The 16,979-nt window shown below is 68.5% G+C and carries 8 protein-coding genes; 4 read left to right on the plus strand and 4 right to left on the minus strand.

Annotation, left to right across the window (positions count from 1 at the left end):
* Positions 1-7 precede the first annotated feature (7 nt).
* A complete protein-coding gene (locus tag ULB03_RS11175; RefSeq protein WP_322483185.1) occupies positions 8-8,242 on the minus strand; it encodes a beta strand repeat-containing protein in 8,235 nt (2,744 codons plus the stop codon).
* A 518-nt stretch (positions 8,243-8,760) separates the two neighbouring features.
* On the opposite strand from ULB03_RS11175, the gene ULB03_RS11180 reads away from it, so the two are divergent.
* The 4 genes from ULB03_RS11180 to ULB03_RS11195 all read left to right on the plus strand — a co-directional run bounded on the left by ULB03_RS11180 (position 8,761) and on the right by ULB03_RS11195 (position 12,800).
* Positions 8,761-10,494 carry a methyl-accepting chemotaxis protein gene (locus ULB03_RS11180; protein WP_322483186.1) on the plus strand — a complete coding sequence of 578 codons (1,734 nt, stop codon included), beginning with the start codon at positions 8,761-8,763 and terminating at the stop codon, positions 10,492-10,494.
* Positions 10,495-10,669: 175 nt separating this feature from the next.
* Positions 10,670-11,728, plus strand: a complete 1,059-nt coding sequence (gene argC / locus ULB03_RS11185; protein ID WP_322483187.1) for an N-acetyl-gamma-glutamyl-phosphate reductase — start codon at positions 10,670-10,672, stop codon at positions 11,726-11,728.
* A 118-nt stretch (positions 11,729-11,846) separates the two neighbouring features.
* Positions 11,847-12,398 carry a gamma carbonic anhydrase family protein gene (locus ULB03_RS11190; RefSeq protein WP_322483188.1) on the plus strand — a complete coding sequence of 184 codons (552 nt, stop codon included), beginning with the start codon at positions 11,847-11,849 and terminating at the stop codon, positions 12,396-12,398.
* Positions 12,399-12,557: 159 nt separating this feature from the next.
* Complete coding sequence (locus tag ULB03_RS11195) at positions 12,558-12,800, plus strand: hypothetical protein (protein ID WP_322483189.1); 243 nt, start codon at positions 12,558-12,560, stop codon at positions 12,798-12,800.
* 48 nt (positions 12,801-12,848) lie between these two features.
* On the opposite strand, the gene ULB03_RS11200 is transcribed toward ULB03_RS11195, so the two are convergent.
* From ULB03_RS11200 to pdxR, 3 genes are all read right to left on the minus strand, one after another.
* Positions 12,849-13,619: an Hpt domain-containing protein gene (locus tag ULB03_RS11200; RefSeq protein WP_322483190.1), complete on the minus strand. Its 771-nt coding sequence runs from the start codon at positions 13,617-13,619 to the stop codon at positions 12,849-12,851.
* A gap of 144 nt (positions 13,620-13,763) precedes the next feature.
* Positions 13,764-14,981: a 5-aminolevulinate synthase gene (hemA, locus tag ULB03_RS11205; protein WP_322483191.1), complete on the minus strand. Its 1,218-nt coding sequence runs from the start codon at positions 14,979-14,981 to the stop codon at positions 13,764-13,766.
* A gap of 394 nt (positions 14,982-15,375) precedes the next feature.
* Positions 15,376-16,914, minus strand: coding sequence for a MocR-like pyridoxine biosynthesis transcription factor PdxR (pdxR, locus tag ULB03_RS11210; RefSeq protein WP_322483192.1), 1,539 nt, complete (start codon positions 16,912-16,914; stop codon positions 15,376-15,378).
* Between the last annotated feature and the right edge of the window lie 65 nt (positions 16,915-16,979).

A 16,979-nucleotide genomic window follows, 5' to 3' on the forward strand; every position in this document is an offset into this window, starting at 1 on the left:
ACAAGCCCTAGCTTGAGGCGCTCAGGACGCTTGCCAGCCAGGCGTTCATCTGGTCGGTCGTGAAGGCGGCGGCCTGGGCGCTGGTGACGGCCAGGGCCAGAGGCCGCCCCATGGTGGACAGTTGATCGGTGGTCAGCGCCTTGGCTTGGGCGGTGGTCAGCGCCGCCATCTGCGCCGTGGTGAATTCCCGAATGTCGTCGGTGGTCAGGGCGCTCACCTGGCTGGTGGTCAGGGCCTGCACTTGGCTGGACGACAGGCGCGCCACCTGGGCGCTGGTCAGCGCCGACAGGTTGTCGGTGGTCAGGCCCGCCAACTGGCTGGTGCTGAGCGCCGCCACCTGGTTGGTCCCCAGGCGCTGGACGGTATCGGTCGACAGGCCATCCAGCTGAGCCGTGCCCAGCGCTTGCACCTGCGCCGTGGTCAGGGCGCGCACGTCCACGGGAGGCAGGGCATTCAGCTGGTCGGAGGTGAGCGCCTGCACCTGGACGGTGGTCAACCTGGACACCTGGGCGCTGGTCAGGGTCGCCACGCTGTCGCTGTTCAACGCCGACAATTGCGCGGTGGTCAGGGCCGTTATCTGGGCGCTGCTCAGAATGCGCACGTCGGCGGTTGACAGGGCGTTCAACTGGGCCGTCGTCAGGGTTTGGATCTGGCTGGTGCTGAGGCCCGTGACTTGGGTCGTGGTCAAGGCACCCAGCTGATCGGTGGTCAGCGCGTTCAACTGGTCGCTGGTCAAGCCCACGAGCTGGCCGGTGGTGAAGGCCGCCAGGTTGGCCGTCCCCAGGTTGGCCAGCTGATCGGTGCCCAGGGCCCCGATTTGGGCCGATGTCAGGCTGCGGATGTCGGCGGTGGGCAGGGCCACCAGCTGATCGCTGGTCAGGGCCTGGATCTGAGCCGTACCCAGGGTGGAGACCTGGGCGCTGGTCAACGCCGCCACGCGGGCCGTGTCAAGCGCCGCCACCTGGGCGGTGGACAGGCTGGCCAACTGCGTCGTCGACAGGGCGCGGACGGCGGCCGTGGTGAGGGCGTTCAGCTGGTCGCTGCCCAACACCCCGACCTGATCGGTGGTGAGGCGCGCCACCTGGGCGGTGGTCAGGGCCGCCAGGCCATCGCTGCCCAGCCCGGCCACCTGGGCGGTGCGCAGCGCCGTGATCTGCGCCGTGGTCAGCGCGCGAACGTCCACCGTGGTCAGGGCGTTCAACTGATCGGTGGACAGCGCCTGGACCTGGCTGGTGGTCAGGCGGGTGACCTGGGCACTGGTGAGGGCGGCGACGTTGGCGGTGCCGACGCTTGCCACCTGGTCCGTTGACAGCGCCGTCACCTGGGCGCTGCTCAGGGCACGTACCGCCGTCGTCGTCAGCGCGTTCAGCTGGTCGCTGCCCAAGGCGCGCACCTGCGCGGTGCTGAGGCCCGCGGCCTGGTTCGTGGCCAGGGCACCCACGGCGTCGGTGGTGAGGGCGGCCACCTCATCGGTGCTGAACGTCGCCAGCTGGGCGGTGGACAGGGCGCGGATGTCGGCCGTCGAGAGCGCGTTCAGCTGACCACTGGTCAGCGCCTGGATTTGGGCGGTGCCCAGCTTAGACACCTGCAGCGTGCTGAGGCCCGGGATCTGGTCGGTGGTCAGGGCCGCCGCCTGGTTCGTCGTCAGGCCGGCCAACTGCGTGGTGGTCAGGGCGGCCACAGCGTCGGTGATCAGGGCGGCCACTTGGGCCGTGCTCAGCGCCCCCAACTGGGCGGAGGTGAATTCCCGGATATCAGCCGTGGTCAGGCTGTTCAACTGGTCGGTGGTTAGCGCCCTCAACTGGTCGCTGGACAGCTTCGAAACCTGGATGCTGCTCAGGGCCGATAGGTTGTCGGAGCCCAGCGTGGACAGTTGCGCGGTGGTCAGCGCCGCCACCTGCGCCGTGGTCAGCGCCCGAACGTCGACCGTCGACAGGGCGTTAAGCTGATCGCTGCCCAGCGCCTGGACTTGGTCGGTGCCCAGGCGGGCCACCTGGGCGCTGCTGAGCGCCCCGATGCTGTCGCTGCCCAGGCTGGAAAGCTGACTGGTGCTAAGCGCCTGCAACTGAGCGCTGGTCAGCGCCCGGATGTCCAGCGTGGTCAGGGCGTTCAACTGGTCGGTGCCCAGGACGCGAATCTGGTCGGTCGACAGCCTGGCGACCTGGCTGCTGCTCAGCGCCGCCACCGTGTCCGTACCCAGGCTGGCGACCTGGCTGGTGCCCAGCGCCAGCAACTGCGCCGACGTCAGGGCGCGCACGTCCGCGCTGTTCAGCGTGTTCAGCTGATCGGTGGTCAATGCCCGGGCCTGGTCGGTGCTGAGCTTGGACACCTGCAGCGTGCTGAGGGCTGACGTCTGGTCGGTGGTCAGGGTCGAAATCTGCGCCGTGGTCAGGCCGGCGATCTGCACGCTGGTGAGGGCCGCGACGTTGTCGGTGCTGAGGGCGGACAATCGGTCGGTGGTTAGCGCCGATAGCTGGGCGGAGGTGAACTCCCGCATATCCGCGGTGGTCAGGCCGTTCAGCTGGTCACTGGTCAGCGACACCACCTGGTCGGTGGACAGCTTGTTGATCTGGGCGCTGGTCAGGGCGGACAGGGTGGCGGCCGTCAGCGCCGACAACTGGTCGGTGCTCAGCGTCGCCACCTGGGCGGAGGTCAGGGCCCGCACGTCGACCGAGCCCAGCGCGTTCAACTGGTCGCTGCCCAGGGCCGCGACCTGCGCGGTGGTGAGCTTGGTGATCTGCACACTGGACAGGGCGGCGACGGTGTCACTGCTGAGGGTGGCCACCTGGGCGGTGGTCAGCGCCGCCAGTTGGGTGCTGGACAGGGCGCGGACGTCGGCCGTGGACAGCGCGCCCAACTGGTCGCTGTTGAGCGCCTGGATCTGGGTGGTGCTGAGCTTGGACACCTGCAGCGTGCTCAACACCGCCACCTGATCGGTGGTCAGGGCGGACGCCTGGCCCGTGGTCAGGCCGGCCAGCTGCGCGGTCGACAGGGCGGCGACGTTGGCCGTGCTCAAGCCCGACAGCTGGTCGGTGGTCAGCGCCGCCAGTTGGGTTGAGGTGAATTCCCGGATGTCGGCGGTGGTCAGCGCGTTCAACTGGTCGCTGCCGATCGCCTGTATCTGGGCGCTGGTCAGGCCGGCCACCTGGCCGCTGGTGAACGCCGACAGGTTATCGGACGTCAGGTTGGCCAACTGGTCGGTGGTCAGCGCCGATAGCTGGGCGGATGTGAACTCCCGCATATCGGCGGTGGTCAGGCTGTCCAGCTGGTCGGTGGTCAGGGCCTGGACCTGGCCGCTGGACAGCTTGGACACCTGGACGCTGCCGAGGGCCGACAGGTTGGTCGATCCCAATGTCGATACCTGCGCGGTGGTCAGCGCTGTGACCTGCGCCGTGGTCAGGGCGCGGATATCGGCGGTGCTGAGCGCGTTCAGTTGGTCGCTGCTCAGCGCCTGCACCTGATCGGTGGACAGGCGGCCCACCTGGGCGGTGCTGAGCGCCGCCACGGTGTCGCTGCCCAACGCGGCGACCTGGCCCGTGCTGAGCGCCGCCACCTGCGCGGTGGTGAGCGCCCGGATGTCGGTGCTGGTCAACGCGTTCAGCTGGTCGCTGCCCAGGGCCCGGATCTGATCGGTGGATAGCTTCGACACTTGCAGCGTTGTCAGGCTGGCCACCTGGTCGCTGGTCAGGGCCGTCAGTTGGGCCGAGGTCAGGCCGGCCAGTTCCGTCGTCGTCAGCGCGGAAACCGCGGCGGTGCTGAGGCCCGCGATCTGGTCTGTGGTCAGGGCTTGCACCTGGGTGGAGCTGAACTCCCGCATGTCGGCGGAGGTCAGCGCCCCCAACTGGTCCGTGGTCAGCACCCGCATCTGGGTGCTGGTCAGGCCGGCGACCTGGCCGCTGGTCAGCGCCGACAGGTTGTCGGACCCCAGGTTGGTCAACTGGTCCGTGGTCAGCGTCGCCAGCTGGGCGGAAGTGAACTCCCGCATGTCGGCGGTGGTCAGGGTGTTCAGCTGGTCCGACGTCAGGGCCTGGACCTGGGTGCCGGACAGCTTGCTGACCTGGGCGCTGGTCAGCGCCGACAGGGTGTTCGACGCCAGGGCCGACAATTGATCCGTCGTCAACGCCGCCACCTGGGTGGTGGTCAGGGCGCGGATGTCGGCGCTGCCCACCGCGTTCAACTGGTCGCTGGTCAGGGACCGCACCTGGTTGGTCGACAGGCGCGACACCTGTGCCGTGCTCAGGGCCGCGGTGTTGTCCGTGCTGAGCGTGGACAGTTGGTCCGTGGTCAGGGCCGCCACCTGGGCGCTGGTCAGGGCGCGGATATCAGCGGTGTTCAGGGCGTTCAGCTGGTCGCTGGTCAGCGCGGTCAACATGCCCGCCGACAGGCTGGCCACCTGGGCGGTGCTGAACGCCGCGATGGTGTCGCTGCTGAAGGAGGACAGCTGGCTGCTGGTCAGGACGGCCATCTGCGCCGTGGTCAGCACCCGGATGTCGGCGCTGGTGAGGGCGTTCAACTGATCGGTGCTGAGCGCCCGGAACTGGGCGGTGGACAGCCGGGCCACCTGCAAGGTGTTGAGCGCCCCCACCTGATCGGTGGTCAGCGCCGCCACCTGGGCGGTTCCCAGGCCCGCCACCTGCGCGGTCGTCAGGGCGGCGACGGCCTGGGTGCCCAGGCTGGAAACCTGGTCGGTGGTCAGCGCGGCCAACTGCGAGGAACTGAACTCGCGGATATCGGCGCTGCCCAGCGCGTTCAACTGGTCGCTGGTCAAGGACCGCAGTTGGGCAGTGCCCAGCCCGGCCACCTGGGCGCTGCTGAGGGCCGCCAGGTTGTCCGACCCCAGCGCGGACAGCTGGTCGGTGGTCAGCAGGGCGATCTGGGCCGAGGAGAACTCCCGCATGTCGGCGGTGGACAAGGCGTTCAGCTGGTCCGTGGTCAGGGACCGCAGTTGCCCGCTGGACAGGGCCAGGACCTGCGTGCTGCCCAGGGCCGACAGGTTGTCGCTGCTGAGGGTGGACAGCTGGTCGGTGGTCAGGGCCGCGACCTGCGCGGTGCTGAGCGCCCGCACATCGGCGGTGGAGAGGGCGCCCAACTGGTCGCTGTTCAGGGCACGCAGTTGGGCGCTGGTCAGGCGCGCCACCTGCGCCGTGGACAGGGCGCCCAAGGCGTCGGTGCCCAAGGTGGACACCTGCGCGGCGCCCAAGGCCGCGATTTGCGCGGTGGTCAGGGCACGGACATCGGCGGTGGACAGGGCGTTCAATTGGTCGCTGTTCAGGGCCCGCACCTGGGCGGTGGTGAGGGCCGCCACCTGGCTGGTGGCCAGGCCCGCGACCTGGTCGCTGGTGAGGGCCGTCACCTGAGCGGTGGACAGCCCCAGCAGCTGCGAGGTCGCCAGCGCGGACAGGCTGGCGGTGGTCAGGCCCGACAGCTGGTCGGTGGTCAGCTGGGCGATCTGGGTGGAGGTGAATTCACGCAGGTCCGCGCTACCCAAGGCGTTCAGCTGGTCGGTGGTCAGGGATTGCAGTTGACCGGCCGAGAGGCGGTTCACCTGGGTGCTGCTCAGGGCGGACAGGGCGCCGCTGGCCAGGGTAGACATCTGGTCCGTGGTCAGGACCGCCACCTGCGCCGTGGTCAGCGCGCGGATGTCGGTCGTGGACAGGGCGTTCAACTGGTCGCTGGACAGGGCGCGCACCTGGGCGCTGGTCAGGGCGGCCACCTGGGCGGTGCTGAACGCCGCCAGGCTGTCGGAGTCCAGCGCCGCCACCTGAGTGGTGGACAGGGCGGCGGTCAGCGCGGTCGCCAGCACGCGGACGTCGGCAGTGTTGAAGGCGTTGATCTGGTCGCTGGACAGGGCGCGCAGTTGTCCGCTGGAGAGGCCCAGCACCTGGCTGGTGGCCAGGGCGGCGACCTGGTCCGTGCCCAGCGCGCCCAGCTGGTCCGCCGTCAGGTTGGCGATTTGGGCCGAGGTCAGCGCCGCCAGGTTGGCGCTGCTGAGGCCGGTGATCTGGTCGGTGGTCAGCACCTTCACCTGGGCGGTGGTCAGGGCCCGGGCATCGCTCGTATCAAAGGCGTTGATCTGATCGCTGGACAGCGCCTTCAGCTGGCTGCTGGTCAGGCGGGAAACCTGGCTGCTGGTCAGGGCCGCCACGTTCGTGGTGGTCAGGTTGGATAGCTGATCCGTGCTCAACGCCGCCAGCTGTGTGGTGGTCAGCGCCGCGATGTCGGCGGTGGTGAACGCGTTCAGCTGGTCGCTGGTCAGGCCGCGAACCTGGGATGAGGCGAAGCCCGCCACCTGCTGGGTCGTCAGGCCGGCCATCTGGTCGGTGGTCAGCGCCGCCAGCTGGTTCGAGGTGAAGCCGTTCAGCTGCGTGGTGGTGAAGCCGGCGATGGCGTTGCCGCTCAGCGCCGACAGCTGGTCCGTGGTCAGCGCCCGCAATTGGGCGGAGGTGAGGGCGCGCACATCGGCGGAGGGCAGGGCGCCCAACTGGTCGGTGGTCAGGACCTTGATCTGCGCCGTCGTCAGCTGCGCCACCTGGGCCGAGGACAGGGCCGCCACGCTGGCCGTGGCCAGGTTGCCCACTTGGCCTGTGGTGAGGCCGGCGACCTGCGCGGTGGTCAGGGCCGCGATGTCGGCGGTGGCCAGCGCATTCAGCTGGTCGCTGGTCAATCCCCGGACCTGGGCGACCGCCAATTGCGCCACCTGGCTGGTGGTCAGCGCCGCCAGGCTGGCCGTGGCCAGATTGCCCAGCTGCGCCGTGGTCAGGACTTGCAGCTGGGCGACCGTCAGAGCCTGGACGTCCGCCGTGGTCAGGGCGTTGACCTGATCGGTGCTGAGCGCCCGAATCTGGGCGGAGGTGAGGCGCGACACTTGGGCCGTGGTCAGGGCGGCCAGGGCGTCCGTGTTCAGCGCCCGGATCTGCCCGGTTCCCAGGGACGTCAGCTGGGCGGTGGACAAGACCTGGACCTGGCTTGCGCCCAAGGCGCCAGCCTGTGCCGTGGACAGCTGCGACACCTGCGAGACGCTCAACGCCGACAGGCTGGCGGTGGCCAGGCCGGCCATCTGGTCAGTGGTCAGCGCGCCCAGTTGCGTTCCGGTCAGCAGGCGCAGATCGGCCGTGGACAGCGCGTTCACCTGGTCCGTGCCCAACACGCGGATCTGGGCCGCGGTCAGCAGCAGGGTTTGATTGGGGGTCATCGCCGCCACGGCGGCGGTGCCGAGCCCGCTGATCTGGTCGGTGGTCAGCTGTTGGACCTGCGTCGGGGCAAGTTCCTGAATGTCGGCGCTGGTCAGCCCGTTCAGCTGCGCCGTGGTCAGGGCCCGGATCTGGCCGCTGGTCAATCGCGTCACCTGGGCACTGGTCAGGGCCGACAGGTTGGCGACGCTCAGGCTGGCCACCTGGGCCGTCGACAGGCCGGCGATCTGCGCCGTGCCCAGCGCCCCGATGTCGGTGGTGCCCAGCGCGTTCAACTGCGCGCTGTCCAGCCCCCGCAACTGCACGACGGTCAGCGCGCCGACCTGGGACGGTGTCAGGCTGGCCACCTGACCGGTGGTCAAGGCGCTGATCTGCGCGGATGTCAGGCCGCTGACCTGTGACGGCAACAGCGACGACAAGTTGCGGGTGCTTAGCCCCGCCACCTGGTCGGTGGTGAGGGCCCCCAACTGCGTCGCGGAGAATTCGCGCATATCGGCGGTCGTCAGCGCGTTCAACTGGTCGGTGGTCAACGCCCGGACCTGGGCGGTGGTCAGCTGCGCCACCTGGTTGCTGCTGAGCGCCGACAGGTTGGCGGTGCTGAGGGCTGATAGTTGGGCTGCCGTCAGGCCACCCAGTTGGGCGGTGCTGACCGCCTGGATCTGGGTGGTCGACAGCGCGTTCAACTGGGCGGTGGTGAGATAGCCCACCTGGGCGCGGCTGAATTCGCGGATGGACGCGGTGGACAGGCCCGCCAGCTGGCCACTGGTGATGGCGTCCACCTGGTCGGCGGACAGCGCCTGGACCTGGTTGGATTTCAGCGCTTCGATATCCGCGGGGCTGAAGGCCGCGATGTCATCATCGCTGAAGGCCTGCAACTGCTGGGCGCTGAACACCATCTGGCTGACGGTGAAGGCTGCCACCTGGGTGGTGGAAAGGACAGCGATCTGGGCGGTGGTGAGGGCCGCGACGTCCTGGGTGGTTAGCGACTGGATATTCGCTGTCGTATAGGCCGCGATTTGCGACGGTGGGACAGAACCAATGGACGAAGCCATCACCTTCTCCGATCACATCTCTTTGAGATGCTTCATACTCGGCACCGCGACGCCTCTTTTAGGCGTGCCCGCAGCCACGCGGGCCGTTCATCCCCTGGCGTGGCCCTTATGGCGACGACAGAGGTACCTGAAGCGGGGCGTGGCCGCCCTCTTCTAAGGCGGCGGGAACCCCAGGGGTGTGCCAGTATTGGTCCGAAGCCGACTTACCCGATGTGCATACACAAAGCCACTTTAATTTGGATAAAAGCCAACCTCAAGGATCGTCTCGCAGACTTTCCTCAAGAACAGCGCTTTCGGTGATTTGGCTGTCCTGGTGACCATCGGTGTCAGGGCGTAATTCAAGTCTGGTTAATGCTGCGGCGCATTGCGCGTGGCGCATTGGGTCGTTGGTGACAATTTATTGGCGGGGTGGCTGCGGCCTAAACTTAAGTGTGGCGGCTGGCGGTTGAAGAAGCCCAGGTCCCGCGTATATAGCTGGCGTTCTATTACATACGGATAATTCAAGATGGGGCGCGGCGATGGCTTGGTTTGGTGACAGAACAATTAACCAGCGTCTTGGTGTTCTTGTAGCGGTTGCCATTCTGGCGGCCTTGAGCTTCATCATTATTGGCGCGGCGCAACAGCGGGCCCATCTATTTGAGGGGCGCCGCGACATGGTGCGGCATGCGGTCGGCGCCGTCCAAACCATCGTCGACGCCTATATCCAGCAGGAAAAGCAGGGCACCCTATCCCGCGCGGACGCCCAGGCCGCGGCGCTGGTGGCGCTGAAGGCCGTCCGGTTCGCCGGCGAGTATGTGTTCGTTACCGACACCAAGGGCGTCATGGTCATGCACCCGACCCAGCCGTCCCTGGACGGCAAGGACATGATCGATTTCAAGGATCCCGGCGGAACCTATCTTTTCCGGGACTTCGTGGCCATGGCCACCGGGCCGCAGGGGCGCGGCTTCGTCCCCTACAAATGGCCCCGCCCCGGCCAGACGGAACCGGTGGACAAGCTGTCGTATGTCAGCCTGGTGCCCGCCTGGGGCTGGGTCGTCGGCTCGGGCGTCTATCTCGACGATATCCAGGCGCAAGGCCGCGCTCTGGTCGTGCAGGGGGCCATCGAGGGCGGCGCGGCCCTGCTGGTCGTTGGGGCGCTGTCCTTGTTCATCGCCCGGGGGCTGTCGCGCGGGCTGGGCGATATGACGCGCACGATGCGCCAACTGGCCGAGGGGGACTTGACGGTCAGCGTCACGGGCACTGAGGCGCCTAACGAACTGGGTGAGATGGCCCGGGCGCTGCGGGTGTTCCGCGACAACGCCCAGGCCAACCGCCGGATGGAGGAAGAGCGCGCCGCGGCCCAGGAGGCCCGGCAACGTCGGCATGAGGCGCTGGAGGTTCTGGTGCGCGACTTCAAAGCCATGGTGTCCGGCAAGCTGCGCTCCGTCGCCGCCGCGGCGACGGAGTTGGAGGCGACCTCCGGCGGCCTGCGCCAACAGGCGGAAACCACCAGCGGCTTGGCGGTGACGGTGGCCAGCGGGGCCACCGCCGCCAACCAGAACGCCCAGACGGTGGCCGCCGCGACGGAGGAGCTGACCGTTTCCAGCGCGGAGATTGGTCGCCAGGTCGAACTCACGGCGTCTACCACAGCGCGGGCCGTGACGGAGGCGCGCAAGGCTGGCACCGTCATGGCGGAGCTTTCGGATGTCGCGGCAGGGGTGCAGACGGTGGTGCAACTCATCAACGACATCGCCGGCCAGACTAATCTGCTGGCGCTGAACGCCACCATCGAGGCCGCCCGCGCCGGCGAGGCGGGCAAGGGCTTCGCCGTGGTGGCGCATGAGGTGAAGTCGCTGGCTGGGCAGACGGCCAAGGCGACGGAGGATATCGCCAGCCGGGCCAGCGCGGTGCAGGCCGCCGCCGCCGATGCCGTCTCCATCATCACCTACATCACCGATGTCATCGAACAGATGGGCGGCAACGCCGCCACCATCGCGTCGGCCGTGACGCAGCAGGGGGCGGCCACCACGGAGATCAGCCGCAACGTGCAGGAGGCCGCGGCGCGCACGGCCGAGGTGGCGGCCAACATGGATACCGTGGGGGAAAGCGCCGACTTCACGCTCAGCGCCTCCAGCCAGTTGCTGTCCGCCGCGGGGGAATTGTCCGTCCAGGCGGAACAGCTGCAGACCGAGGTGGAGGAGTTCCTGACGGCGATGGAACATGCGGGGGAAAAGGGCGCGTCGACGCCCGCTCCTGTCTCGCGCTCCGCTTGACGGGGCGTCCCGGCGCGGGGGCGTGACGCTTTGACGTCAGGCGGGCGGACAATAACGCATGGCTGAGGGGACGATGTGTCCTTGGCCATCCGTGCCCCTTGGTTGCAGTATCGGCCGCGATTGATTATCTGGCCCTTATCCGGCACCCCCTTCCGCCTTTAGGAGAACGCATCCCATGTCCACCGCCCTGCGCGTCGCCATCCTCGGTGCATCCGGCTACACCGGCGCCGAACTGGTCCGCCTGCTGGTCCGTCACCCCGACGTCCGCCTGGTGGCCCTGACGGCGGAGCGACAGGCGGGCAAGCCCCTGGCCGAGGTCTTCCCCCACCTGGGCGGCCCCCTGGCGAATGGGTATGACCTGCCGGACCTGGTGAAGATCGACCAGGTGGATTGGGACGGTGTCGATTTCGTCTTCTGCGCCCTGCCGCACGGCACCACGCAGGACGTCATCGCCGGCCTGCCGTCGCGGCTGAAGGTGGTGGACCTGTCCGCCGACTTCCGCCTGCATGATGTGGAGACCTACGCCACCTGGTACGGCCACGCCCACAAGGCGCCGGACTTGCAGACGGAGGCGGTCTACGGCCTGGTGGAGGCCAACCGCGCCGCCGTGAAGGGCGCCCGCCTGGTGGCCAACCCCGGCTGCTACCCCACCGCCTCGCAGTTGCCGCTGCTGCCGCTGCTGCGCCAGGGCCTGATCCTGGCGGAGGACATCATCATCGACGCCAAGTCGGGCGTGTCCGGCGCCGGCCGCGACGCCAAGCAGGCCAACCTGTATGGCGAGGTGGCGGAGGGCGTGCATGCCTACGGCGTCGGCAGCCATCGCCATGCGCCGGAGATCGAGCAGGGCGTCAGCGAGGCCGCCGGCAAGCCGGTGGTGCTGAACTTCACCCCCCATCTGATGCCCATGAGCCGCGGCATCCATTCCAGCATCTACGTGAAGCTGGCGCCGGGCAAGACGCCCGACGATCTGCGCGCCGCCCTGGTGGACGCCTACAAGGGCGAGACCTTCGTGCGCGTGCTGCCCGCCGGCGTGGCGCCGCAGACCCGCCATGTGAAGGGCAGCAACCATTGCCTGATCGGCGTCTTCCCGGATCGTGTGCCTGGCCGCGCCATCCTGCTGTCGGTGATCGACAATCTGGTGAAAGGCGCCTCCGGCCAGGCCGTCCAGAACATGAACCTGATGATGGGCTATCCCGAGGATCGCGGCCTGGAACAGGCGCCGCTGTTCCCGTGATTTGGGGCCCGTGATCGGGTTCCCGTAAGCGGGCGACAGCCTTATGGTTAAAGGGCCTGGGTGTTAAGCGCTCGGGCCCTTTTTCATTCCGCTTTTCATTCTGCGCGTGGAGATGACCATGACCAATGTCAGCGAGGCCCTCACGACCGTGCGGCCCACGGTGCTGCCCTACAAGGGCGTGCTGCCCCGCATCCACGCCAGCGCCTTCCTGGCCAACGCCGTCGTCATCGGCGATGTGGAGATCGGGGAGGAGGCCAGCCTGTGGTACAATGTCGTGGTGCGCGGCGATGTGAACCAGATCCGCATCGGCAAGCGCACCAACATCCAGGACGGCACCACCGTCCACTGCACCCACCAGCGCTTCGCCACCGTGATCGGCGATGACGTGACGGTGGGCCACATGGCCCTGCTGCACGGCTGCGTCATTGAGGACGGCGCCTTCATCGGCATGAAGGCCTGCGTCATGGACGGCGCCGTGGTGGAAAGCGGCGCCATGGTGGCGGCCGGCGCGCTGGTCACGCCGGGCAAGCGGGTCAAGGCCGGGGAACTGTGGGGCGGCAGCCCGGCGCGCCTGCTGCGCCCGCTGACCGACCAGGACAAAGCCACGCTGCCCCTGACCGTCCCCCATTACGTCCGCCTCTCCCGGCAATACCTCGATGAGATCGGCTGAGTCGCGATGGGTTGCCGGAGGGGCTGATTTGAGTCATGGTCACGGGGATCACGCGTAGCATAATGGGAGGCACGCGGGCCATTCCGCGACGCGGGGCGCCTGTATCAAGGCTGAAATGATCCCGCAAGTGCGTCCATGTGACCTGGTGGAGGATACTCCATGACCAAGCCGTCACTTCGAACCATGCGTCGTTATCGCCTTTCCGCCGCCCGGCGGGCATCTGGTCTTTTGTCCAGGCTGCGCCGCTTGTCCCCGATGGAGGCCAGCGAACAGATCTTCCGTGCAGCCAGCGCCCTGGCTTTGGCGGAAGCGGTCTTCGGGGACAGGGGCAGGGCCCTGGCATGGCTGCGCCACACGGGTTACGCCTTGCGTGGCGTTCCCGAACGCCAGACGCGGCAGTAAGCCCTGATCACCTGGCAGCGGCCGGTATCCGGCGATCAGCCCCAGCGATCAGCCCAGGTTGAAGCGGGTGATGGCGGAGGCGATGTCGTCGCCGAAGCTGGGGCCCAGGCGCACCATGGCCACCTCGTCGGGCACGCCCTTCAGGCTGGTGGCGTCCAGGCTGGTCAGCAGGGCCATGGGCACCGTCTCGGTCAGCGAGATGGCCTTTAGCGCGCGGATCAGATCGACGCCACCCAGCCCGTCCATGACGGCGGAGGCGATGATCATGTCCGGGGGGACCCGCACCGCCACGGCCAGCGCCTCGATGGGGTCGACCAGGGTATTGACCTTGAAGCCGCAAGCGGCCAGTTCCGCCGCCACCCGGCGGGCCACGATCTTGTTGGGGCTGACCAGCATGATGTCGACATCGTGGATTTCCACGTCGGCGATGTCGAATTCGTACCGCGATGGCAAGGCGCGGATGACGGCGTTGGTGGCCGCCAAGTCGGGCGTGTCGTCGCGGTCGGCCGCCTCGGCGATGCGGTCGGCGAAGGTGTGAAGGTCGACGATCTGATTTTCCGTCAGATCCTTCAGGTTGGTCAGATAGGCTTCCAGGCGCTGGGCGATCAGGCTGACCAGCGGGAACCCGAAGGAGCTGCCCGCGCCGCGCAGGCTGTGGGAGTCGCGGCGGATGGCCAGCAGCCCGTCGGTGGAGGACATGCGGCCGAGCGAGACGGCCTTCAGCGTTTCGTACAGGGCTCCCAGGCGGTCGTGGACATCGTCCCGGAACTCGACCTTGAGCTGCTCCACAAGATCATCGAAATCAGTCTGCTCAACCATGGTGTCCCTCGAACCCGACACCAGGATCTCAGCCTGGGGCCGCGTCGAAGCGCAAGACGCGTCCCGTCGCGGCGCTTCGGTGCATTGGTATCGGTTGAATGAAAAAGGCCGCCCGGGCGGGCGGCCTTTGATCAGTGGGCGGCGTCACGCCGCTTTGCGCAGTTCCAGCCGGCTCCACACATCCAGCAGAGCGTCCACCAAGCGGGCCATGTGGTGGTCGTCATGGAAGGGCGTGGGCGTGATGCGCAACCGCTCCGTCCCGCGGGGAACGGTGGGGTAGTTGATGGGCTGGACGTAGATGTCGTGCTTGGTCAGCAGGTCATCGCTGGCCTGCTTGCACAGGCGCGGGTCGCCCACCAGCACCGGGACGATGTGGCTGACCGACGGCATGACCGGCAGCCCCGCCTCGCGCAGCAGGCGCTTCAGGGTGGCCGCCCGCTCCTGGTGCAGCGCGCGCAGTTCGTCATGCTCCTTCAGGTAGCGGACGGAGGCGGCGGCACCGGCGGCGATCACCGGGGCAATGGAGGTGGTGAAGATGAAGCTGGAGGCGAAGCTACGCACGCAGTCGACCAGGGCGGCCGAACCGGTGATGTAGCCGCCCATCAGGCCGAAGGCCTTGCCCAGCGTGCCCTCAATGACCGTCAGCCGGTCCAGCACGCCGTCACGCTCCGCCACGCCGGCGCCGCGGCGACCGTACATGCCCACGGCATGGACTTCGTCCAGGTAGGTCATGGCGCCATGCTTGTCGGCCACATCGCAGATTTCCGCGATGGGGGCGATGTCGCCATCCATGGAATAGACGCTCTCGAACGCGATCAGCTTGGGCCGGTCGGCCGGATAGCGGCTCAGCAACTGGTCCAGATGCTCCGGGTCGTTGTGCCGGAAGATGTGCTTGTCCGCGCCGCTGTGCCGGATGCCCTCGATCATGGAGGCATGGTTCAGCGCGTCGGAGAAGACGACGCAGTTGGGCAGCAGCTTGGGCAGCGTCGACAGCGACGCCTCGTTGGAGATGTAGCCCGAGGTGAACAGCAGCGCCGCCTCTTTGCGGTGCAGATCGGCCAGCTCCCGCTCCAGCAGCACGTGGTAGTGGTTCGTGCCGGAGATGTTGCGCGTGCCGCCGGCGCCGGCGCCGGACTTGGCCAGCGCCTCGCGCATGGCCGCCAGCACCACCGGGTTCTGGCCCTGGCCCAGATAGTCGTTGCTGCACCACACGGTCACGTCGCGCGGCGGCTCATCCGGGGAAGGGTAGTAGGAGGCTGTCGGGAACTCACCCACGCGGCGTTCCAGATCGGCGAAAACGCGGTAGCGGCCCTCACGGCGAAGGCCATCGATCTGGGAGCGGAAAAAGGCTTCGTAATCCATCTGTCCGATGGCTCCTTCGTGGAGCGGTCCTCTAATCCTAGAAGACCAGCGGCAAGCTACCGGTCGACACACAACCACCACCGACCGAGGGCATGACTGCCATAGTGGGCAGTAAAACCACCGCTGGCAAGTGCCGGCAGGCCGCGACCGAGCAGATGTACCATGCCAGTGGACCGAGGCCATCAGCTTTGATGTTGATCAATTCGGCGGGCAAATGGACCTTAACCCCGAAACCCTGGGGCTGAAAAGCCCGCATGCGCTGGACAAATTGCCCAAGCCATCCGTCTTTGGTGCAATGGCCGCATTGGGGCGGCAGGCCCGGGCCGGTCTGTGCGTGCCGGTGACCGCGCAACGATATTTCCCGCACGGGGCGGCGCCGCGTAATCAACGGGCGTCAATAGGCACAGGCGGCGCCCGCATGCGCGTCCAGCGTCTCCGCCAGGCGTTGGGCCGCCTTGAGGATCAGGGGGGGCGAAAAGGCGGCGTAGCCCAGCACCAGGCCCTGGGGGCAGTCGCGGCCGGCGTGGAAGCCGCTGAGCGGCGTCACATCGATGGACCGGGCACGGGCGGCGTCGCGTAGGGCCATGTCGGGCGCCAGCGCCATGGTGGGCGCCAGGGACGGGGTAACCAGGCGGGACGCGCCCGGCGCCGGCTTCAGCGCCAAGCCGTCCGCCAGGCGGGCGGCCATCTGCAGGCCGGCCGCCGCCGGCGTCAGGGTCAAGGCGCCCGCCCACAGGCGGCGGGCGGCATCGATCAGCGTCTCCCGCCGTTCCTGGTAAGTCAGCCGCGCCCGCCGCAGGTGGGAGGCCAGGTGCCCCTCGTCGATGAATTCCGCCAGCGCGCTCTGCTCCACCACGGGGGCGTGCAACTCGAACAGCGCACGCATCTCCAGCGCCCGGTCCAGCAGGTCCTCTGGCACGACCAGATAGGCGATGCGCAGCCCGGGATAGAGGATGCGCTCGAACCCGCCGACATGCAGGACGCGGCCGCCCCGGCCGGGGGCCCGGTCCAAGCTCATCAGCGTCGCCGGCGGACGGGTGTCGAAGGTGAAGCCACCGTCGCCGTCATCCTCGATGATGCGCGCGTCCACCCGGGCGGCCCAGTCCAGCAGCGCATGGCGGCGCTCCAGGCTCATCACCGTGCCCAGGGGCATCTGGCAATTGGCGGTGACCACGGCCAGCCGGGCGTCCGGCGCCAGGGCCGCGCCCTTGGCCGGATCCAGCCCGTCGGCGTCGGCGGGCACGGGCACGGGCGTCATGCCCAGGCGCCGCACCAGCGCCCGTGTCAACGGGCAACCCGGGTCTTCGGTCCACACCCGGTCGCCCGGGGCGGCGGCCAGGCCGACGGCCAGGTCCAGGGCGGCGGCACGGCCGGGTAGGATCAGAATCTGGTCGGGATGGCAGCGCAGGCCGCGGCTGGCCTCCAGAAAGCCGGCCAGGGCCACGCGCAGGGGGCGCCAGCCCGGGGCGCTGTCACGCTCCAGCGCGCGGGCCGACAGGGTGCGCCAGGACCGGCCCAGCACCCGCCGCCAGGCCTCGATGTCCAATTGGTCGCCGGCGGCGATGCCGGGGCGGAAGGGCAGGGTCGGCGAGGGCAGTGCCGCCTCCGTCGCCGTCGCCCCTTGGGGGCGTGGCGCCGGCGCGCGGCTCTCGGCCGGGGCGTAGTCGGGCGGCAGGTTTTCCACGACGAAGGTGCCGGAGCCGACACGGGATTCCAGGTAACCCTCGGCCGTCAGGCGCTCGATGGCGGCGACGGCGGTGTTGCGCGACAGGCCCATGTCCCGCGCCAGGGTGCGGGTGGAGGGCAGGCGCTCGCCCGGGGCGACGATGCCGGTGGCGATGGCGTGGCGCAGGCGTTCAAACAGGCGCTGTTGCAGGGAGCCGCCTTCACCGCCATCCGTCAGCGTGAGCAGGGGCCCGCGTCGGCTTTTCATGATGAGGCGTCTCCGAAGGTGGGAGGGCTGGGACGGCCGGGAAGGTGGGGCGAGGGTGAAACCGG

This window comes from Nitrospirillum goiasense (assembly GCF_034427435.1).
GTDB lineage: Bacteria > Pseudomonadota > Alphaproteobacteria > Azospirillales > Azospirillaceae > Nitrospirillum.